Genomic DNA, 7,573 nt, shown 5'->3' on the forward strand with positions numbered 1-7,573 from the left:
CAGGGCATCGACCTCGGCGACTTCATCACGCGGGCCGTCGCCGCGCACATGTCCGGCGCGCCGCCGCCGAGCATCTTCCGGCCGTGATCTCGCTGTCGGCTGTGCTATCATCCCGCTAAACAGTTACACGTCGACACGATAGATGATTTGAACGCCATGCCCATGCCGGGCTACCATCTCCTGCCGATGCGCAAGTATCGACCGCCGCTCGGTGGTGCACTCCGTCGGCCGAGCATGTCGTTCCTGAGCACCCGCGGATGTCCAGGGAAATGCACATTCTGCAATAGCGCTCTCTCGAAACGGACTCGCTATCTATCGGCACAAAATGTGGTTCGGGAGATCGTGCATCTGAGGAATGAATACGGAATCAGGGAGATAGGGTTCTACGACGACACGTTCATGTCGGACGCGGCGCGTGTACGGGAGATCTGCGGGATGATCGCGGACGAGCGGATCGACGTCACGTGGAGTTGCATGTCCCGGATCAATTTCGCCGACGCCGAGACGTTGCGCATGATGGGGGCGGCGGGATGCCATATGGTGTGTTTCGGAGTGGAGAGCGCCGACAGGGACATCCTGAAAAGCATCAGAAAGGGGATACGGCTCGAGGCGGTGAAGGGCGTGCTCAAGGACGCCCACGAGGCAGGTATTCGCACGAGGATATCGATGATGCTCGGGAATCCCGGGGAAACCTGGGACACGATGGAGAAGAGCCTCGCGTTTGCGATCGATGTAAAACCGCACCTCGTTCAATTCAACGTGACGACACCCTATCCGGGGACGGAGATGTTCGACTGGGCGGATCGACAAGGATACATAGTCACGAAGGAATGGGACAAATATGATCTCTACAACGTGGTCATGAAGCTCCCGACCGTGACGCCCGAAGAGATCACGGAGTTCTATCACAAGGCGTTCCGGAAGTTCTATTTGCGCCCGAGGTACCTGCTTGAGCAGACACGGTATCTGATTCGACGACCGCGAATGGTCGCATACCACGCAGCTTCTGCGCTGGGGGTCATGAAAGATCTGGTGCGGGCAATGCTCGTGTAGGGGGAGGAGAAACGGACCTCTCGCGCTCACCACTCTGCGGAGTCTTCCTCGCTACTCACCGGCCTGGAACTGCGATGACCTGAGTTGCGCTCGCCCTCGCCGACCAGGCACCCTGCGACACAGACGTCGCGCCCTCTTCGTGTTTTCCCCTGCTCACGCCTTCCGGCACACCGCGACGAGGAAGCCGCCGAAGCGGGCCAAAGGCGAGGTCATCGCCGCGTGCTCGGCCTTCGCGACGAGGCCGCCGACGATCGGGATGTCGTGGACGAACGCGGTCGGCGTCACGACGCGCACGCCGCGCCACCCCTCGAACCTGAGACCCGGCGGCAGGTAGCCCAGGACCTGCTTCGGCGTGTCCCAGCGCGTGAACATCTCGGCCTCGGTCCGCGCCTCCGAGATCTTGCCCGGTCGTGCCAGCCGCTTCGCGAGGTGCCGGAGGCTGAGCGCGTTGTAGAACTCGGCGACGAGGTAGCCGCCCGGCCGAAGGACGCGCGCCATCTCGCGCAGCGCGAGCTCGATGTCCGGGACGTGCGCGAGCACCTTGAACGAGTACGCGAGATCGAACGATTCGTCCGCGAACGGCAGCTTCTCGGCCTGCCCCTCGAAGACGTCGAAGCCCCGCCGCCGCGCCTCGGCCAGCATCCCGGGAGAGATGTCGACCCCGACGAGTCGTTTCGCGCGCCCGTCGAGGCCCCGCATGATGAGCCCGGTGCCGCAGCCGACCTCGAGCACCTCCTTGCCGCCCGCGAGCCCGCGCACGATGCCGAGCTCGAGCTCGTCGAGCATCGCGTGGTAGCCGTGGTGGCGCTTCCGCTCGTACCAGCCGGAGAAGTCGTCGTAGTAGCCCTTGGCGTCGATGTCCGTCATGTTCCTGTCACCTTCCGAGCAGCTCGTCGTAGATGTCTTCGACCTCGCGGGCCATCCGCGCGGACGAGAAGAGTTGGTTCACGGCGCGCTCGCCGGCCGCACCGAGGTCCGCCGCGAGCGAAGGGTTCCGCAGCACCTTCGCAACCGCCGACGCGAGTCCTGCGGCGTCGCCCGGCCGCGTCCCGACCGCCGCCTCGAGGCCGACGAGCTCATCGAGCGGCGGGACGCCCGCCACGACGAGCGGGATCCGCTGCGACATCGCCTCGAGCAGCACGAGCGGGATGTCCATCTTCGCGTAGAGGCTCTCTGCCGGGAGCACCGCCACCTCGGCCGCGCCGATGAGGTGCGGCATGTCCGGCGCCACGTTCACGAAGACGACCCTCGAGCCGAACGCCGCGAGTTCGCGCCGGATGCGCTCCTGGATCTCTCGCGCGGCGGCGGTCTTCAACCGGCAGGCGAACACGAGCGACGCGTCCGGGAACGACCCGAGCAGCTCCGGCCCGGCGGCGGCCACGGTCTCGGCGGCGCTCGAGAACTCGTAGTCGCCCGGGAAGAAGATCGCGGGCCCGGACGCCGGGATCCCGTACTTGATCCGGATCGCCGCGCGCGCTTCGGATCCGGCTCTCGGGATCGGGACGATCCCCGGGCGCACCATGCGGATCCTGTCGCCGTCGACGCCCGCGTTTTCGAGCTTCTTCGCCGTGTCGTTCGACACCGCGATGACGCGATCGGTGAACAGGAGCCGGCGCGCCCGGTCGAACGACGCAGGGGTCGAGCAGATCGTCTGGACGGTCTTGACCCCGGCGACGAACGCCTGCACCCGGCCGGCGGCGGAGGTCACGCCGTTCGGCGCGAAGAAGTAGTGATAGATCGACACGCGCCCCCGCCGGAGGCCCCGCAGCATCACCCGCGCGTTCTGGCGAACGCCGGCGGTGAGCCGCCCTCCGGTGCGGTAGATCGGTTCTTGGATAGCGCCCTCCGCGATCTGCGCCGCGTCCGGCGTCGTCATGATCCGGTACGTATACCTCTCACCGTGGCTGACCTGATCCCGAACGACGTTCTTCGCCGAGTCGTTCCACGGCGGCGCGATCGGCTTCGAGATCATGAGGACTTCGGGCTTCGTGGTCATGGAGGCGGTGTCTGGCTCACAGGCGTGCCGATGATGACATGCGACACGGTGCCCGGCAGCGGGCGATCCCAGAAATCGATGTCCTCGATCCCCTCGCAGTCGAGCTTGTCCGAGATCCAGAAGACACCGGGCATCTTCTCGAACTCGACGCCGAAGCGCTTGGCGTCGATCGGGCTGCACTTCGACTGCCCGTACTTCTTGGCGAGCTGCGAGAACTTGCTCCCCACCCCGAACCCCTCGGCGGTGGCCGGCGGGTTCACCGTCACCTCGAGGCGGCACACGAGATCCTTGCAGAACGAGACCAGCACCCCGTTCACGTTCTCCGTCGGCTCGGTGTGGTCGGCGTCGGTCTTGGGAGCGATGCGGCGCGCCAAGAGCGTGGCGGCGTCACGGCCGGTCATCTTGAGGGCGATCTGCCCGACTCCGTTCGTCGAGATCTTGCCGCCGCACAACGGTGCCGGGCATTGGGTCGCGGCAGGCGGCGGCGCAGGCGGCACGGTCCCGCCCGTCGCGGGCGCGCCGAAGCCTCCCGTTGCCGGTGGCACGGTCCCGCCCGTCGCTGGCGCGCCGAAGCCTCCCGTAGCCGGTGGCACGGTCCCGCCCGTCGCTGGCGCGCCGAAGCCTCCCGTTGCCGGTGGTGCGCCGTAACCGCCCGTCGCCGGTGGTGCGCCGTAACCGCCCGTCGGCGGTGCGCCGTAACCGCCCGTCGTCGGTGCGCCGTACCCGCCCGTCGCCGGCGGCGGAGCGCCCCAGGACGCGCTCCCGGATCCCATGCCCGGAGGCGCCGCGCCCAAGCCGCCCCCGGTGCCCTGCTTGACGCCGGGCAGCGGCAGGCCGGGCGCCGGAACGTACGCGTTTCCGGAGAGCACGCCGAGCGCCTCGGCCAACGCCCTGAAGAAATCGCCCTCGAACCGCGCCATCGCGCCGCCCTTCGCCGCGGTCGTCGGAGCGGTGGCGACCTGATCCTGGATGATGGCCAGCCGCCGCATCAGGCTCTGCTGCACCGCGCCGGGGTCCACCTTGCCGAGGCCGTTCACGTTGATAGCGAGCGTACCGCCGCTCAGGGAGACGACGACCTGCGCGCCCCGCGCCGCGTCCGCGGCCTGGCCGAGCTCCACCATCACCGATGCGAGGAGCCGGGTGGCCATCGACTGCAGCTCCTGCGGCAGGTTGGGCACGACGCGCGCGAGCTGGATCGACACGAGGCGCGAGGTGACCATCGTCTCCTCCTCCATGCGGGCCGCGTGTTGGGCGATGAGGAAGAGCGTCGCGGCGAGCGGCTGGACGTCGGGGCTGATGGGACCGCGGGCCTTCATGGCCGCGATCTCCGCGTACAGGGCCTCCTCCGCGGTCGCGTTTCTCTCCTCGAGCGATTCGAGCTGCGCCTGCAGGCCTTCGATCTGGCCGCCGATCGCGTCCTTCCTGCGCTTCGGCGTCGTGTCGAGGTCGGCCTCCGCCTTGAGCCCTTCGATGGTGCCCTCGGTGTCGGCCATGTCCGTGTGGTTCGCCTTGACCCCCTCGTACTTGTTCCTGATCTTCCCCGCTTCCGGCACGCCGAGCGCCGCGAGGCCGTCCATGAAGCTCATGTGCGGGCCTGCGTACGCCGCGGCCTCGGCCAGGACCTGCTCGTTGTAGAGAACGTAGATCTTGCTCGCCGAAACTCGCGATCCCGGCAGATCGTACGGTGGGCGCGTCTGCGCTTCGGCGCCGATCGCCATCGCCCTGTCGGCCGGAACCGCCCGGATCCGCTCCACCCACGGCGCGCCCGGTCCGACCGGCGTCCGGAACGCGAAGTCGTCGAGCTGCAGATCGAGCACGCGCATGTCCTCCAGGCGATCGAGGCACACCTCCATCGACGGCTGCTCGCCCTTGGCGAGCGCCGCCGCGGTGACCGAGCTCTTCCCGCCGCCGCCGCACGCGCAGGCGACGTACGCCGTCGACAAGGTGCAGATCCAGACAAATGCTCTCTTCATAGACAGGGTCCAATCTCCTGCCGTCGCGCGACAATCGAGGGGCGGGGCAGGCAATGCACATCAGCCTTTTGACAAAGGCCGGCACGACTTTATCGGAGAAACTACCAGGAAAAGCAACTATTTCCATACACGCCGGCGTCCGGCGGAGCCCGTCCGCGGGCTCGTCTCGGCGCGTGTGCAGCGATTGCGCACCGAGCTGCGGCCCCGGCCAAGCGAGCTGCGCAGGAGTTGCGCACCGAAATCCGCGTTTTGAATTTTCATTCTGATTTCAGATGGTTTCCGAGTGGCACGGCAACTGCATCCGCGGAAAGCAGGCGATGAAACAAAAGGCTCTCCGCGTGGGAGACTTGAGGAGGGACGCATGTACAATCCACGAGCGCGATTCACGGTCGTGTCGATCTTCGCGGTCTTCGCGTTCGCAGCAGGCTGCGACGAGACCGGCTGGGACGGGAGCTCCGCGGCTCCGACCCAGGACGATCAGCTGCAGTCGCTCACCGACGAGGCGACGGCGCCCTGCGCCCGCGGCGAGGGCTGCGACTGCGGCTGCGCGGACGGCGAGCCCTGCGACTGCGCCAGGAAGGGCGCGTGCGGCTGCGGCGGTCACGGCGGCGACGGCATGGGCAAGGGCGCGTGCGGCTGCGGCGCCCACGCGGCTCGCTGACGGCGACTCCCCGTTCGAAACGGCACCGCGGCGCTCCGACCTCGTTGGCGCTCCTGCCGCGCAGGCGCTATCCTTCTGCGAGGTGACACCGTGAAAGGAAAGACCGGAATCCTTACCGCGCTCCTCGCCGTGCTGGGCATCGGGCTCGGCGCGCTCATCGCGATTCTCGCCCGCAGCGCCATCACCCAGGTCGAGCGCGCGTCCGAGGAGAAGGCGGCGACGCTGGCGCGGACCGTGGTGAGCGCCATCGAGGGCGTCATCCGCCACGGCCCGGACCAGGAGGGCCGCATCTACAGCATCCTCGAGGAGGTCTCGCGCGACGCCGAGGTCGTCAGCGTCGGCATCGTGCACCCCGACGGCGAGCCGCTCGTGGTGCGGGGCGAGGCGATCCCCCGCCTGGCGGATCCGGCGGGAGATCTGTCCCTCACGCGCAGCGGGCACCGCATCGTCGCGGTGGTGCCGTTCGAGGTGACCTCCGGCTGCATGGCGCCCGGCTCCTGCAACTGCGCCCCCGGCGCGTGCAACTGCGGCGGCCGGGAGCAATGGGATCTTCCGCCCGGCCCGTACCGCCTGGCGCTCGTCATGGAGATGGAGTCCGCCGCGCGCGTGCGCACGCCGCTCGTCGCGGTGGCCGGGGTCGGGGTCGCCGTGCTCCTGGGGCTGCTCGTGGCGACCATGCTGCTCGCCCGCTCCATCGCCGCGCGCGGTCAGCTCCTGCGAAACGTGGCGCTCGAGCAGCAGCGGCGCCGGAGCCTCGAGTCGCTCGGTCTCGTCGCGGCCGGCCTCGCGCACGAGATCCGCAACCCGCTCGGCGCGATCCGCGGCTACGCCCAGCTGCTGCACGAGCAGGCGACGGACGAGGAGTCTCGGAGGCGCGCGGGGCTGATGCTGCCGGATCTCGATAGGGTCGCCGAACGGCTCGAGGAGTTCCTCGGCTTCGCCCGCAAGCGCAAGCAGGCCGTCGCACCCGTCGACCTCGCCGCGCTCGCGGCCGAGGTGGTGATCCTCTTCGCGCCGGACGCGGACGCCGCCGGGACGTCGCTGGTCGCCGAGCGCTCGGCCGAGCCGCCGATCGTGGAGGGCGACGCCGCCGAGCTCAAGGAGCTGGTCACCAACCTCGTGCTCAACGCCCTGCAGGCGCGCAGCGGCGGCGGCAAGGTGACGGTTCGCGCGGCGCGGACCTCGACCGGGGCGGAGCTCACGGTTTCGGACGACGGGCCGGGGATCCGGCCGGAGGACCTGCCGAGGCTGTTCGAGCCGTACTTCACGACCAAGGATCGAGGCAGCGGGCTCGGCCTTGCGATTTCGCGCCGCATCGCGGAGGATCACGGTGCCGTGCTCACGCTCGAGAACGCCCCCGGGCGAGGCGCCGTCGCGCGGCTCGGGTTCGAGCAGGGAGCGGCGAGGTAGCGATGGCGTACGTGCTCATAGCGGACGACGAGGCCGCCTTCCGACAGATGCTGGAGGCCGCGGTGAAAGGCGCCGGGTTCGCGGTGCGGACCGCGCCGAGCGGAGAGCGGGCGCTCGAGCTCGCGGCGTCCGAGGAGCCGGCGATCGTCTTCATGGATCTCAGGATGGGCGGCCGCGCCATGAGCGGGCTCGAGGCGCTCGAGGCGTTTCGAGCGAGGCACGCCGAGGTGCCGGTCGTGCTCGTGACCGCCTTCGGCGACGTGCAGACCGCCGTGACCGCGATGAAATCGGGCGCGCTCGATTTCCTCGAGAAGCCCATCGATCTCGACGAGGTCCGCCGCCTCCTCGACGCCGCGCTCGGCCCGGAAGATCCGAGGCCGGACTCCGCCGGAGCCGCGCCGCCGCTGTTCGGCGGGATCGCGACGTCGTCGCCGCCGATGCGCGCCGCGGTCGACCCCCCCGCCGCCGCCGCCGAGAGCG

At 69.1% G+C, this 7,573-nt stretch carries 7 protein-coding genes; 4 read left to right on the forward strand and 3 right to left on the reverse strand.

Annotated elements, in window-relative coordinates:
* Positions 1-234: 234 nt before the first annotated feature.
* Entirely contained in the window at positions 235-1,053 is an 819-nt protein-coding gene (locus M0R80_30315) for a radical SAM protein (protein ID MCK9463933.1), read from the forward strand.
* Positions 1,054-1,206: 153 nt separating this feature from the next.
* Here the strand turns inward: M0R80_30315 and M0R80_30320 are convergent, their stop codons facing one another.
* Genes M0R80_30320 through M0R80_30330 form a run of 3 tightly spaced genes read right to left on the reverse strand, consistent with a single transcriptional unit; the run spans position 1,207 to position 5,022 of the window.
* Complete coding sequence (locus tag M0R80_30320) at positions 1,207-1,920, reverse strand: class I SAM-dependent methyltransferase (protein MCK9463934.1); 714 nt, start codon at positions 1,918-1,920, stop codon at positions 1,207-1,209.
* 7 nt (positions 1,921-1,927) lie between these two features.
* Positions 1,928-3,049 (reverse strand): glycosyltransferase family 4 protein, encoded by a 1,122-nt coding sequence (locus tag M0R80_30325; protein MCK9463935.1) that lies wholly within the window; start codon positions 3,047-3,049, stop codon positions 1,928-1,930.
* Positions 3,046-5,022 (reverse strand): hypothetical protein, encoded by a 1,977-nt coding sequence (locus M0R80_30330; protein ID MCK9463936.1) that lies wholly within the window; start codon positions 5,020-5,022, stop codon positions 3,046-3,048. Before M0R80_30330 ends, M0R80_30325 begins: the two co-directional genes overlap by 4 nt.
* A 361-nt stretch (positions 5,023-5,383) precedes the next feature.
* Here M0R80_30330 and M0R80_30335 point away from each other — a divergent pair, with 361 nt between their 5' ends.
* From M0R80_30335 to M0R80_30345, 3 genes are all read left to right on the forward strand, one after another.
* On the forward strand, positions 5,384-5,683 hold the full coding sequence (locus tag M0R80_30335; protein ID MCK9463937.1) for a hypothetical protein: 300 nt from the start codon (positions 5,384-5,386) through the stop codon (positions 5,681-5,683).
* 90 nt (positions 5,684-5,773) lie between these two features.
* A complete protein-coding gene (locus M0R80_30340) occupies positions 5,774-7,093 on the forward strand; it encodes an ATP-binding protein (GenBank protein MCK9463938.1) in 1,320 nt (439 codons plus the stop codon).
* 2 nt (positions 7,094-7,095) lie between these two features.
* On the forward strand, positions 7,096-7,573 hold a 478-nt coding region (locus tag M0R80_30345), incomplete at its 3' end, for a response regulator (GenBank protein MCK9463939.1).

Source organism: Pseudomonadota bacterium (genome assembly GCA_023229365.1).
Lineage (GTDB): Bacteria > Myxococcota_A > Polyangia > JAAYKL01 > JAAYKL01 > JALNZK01.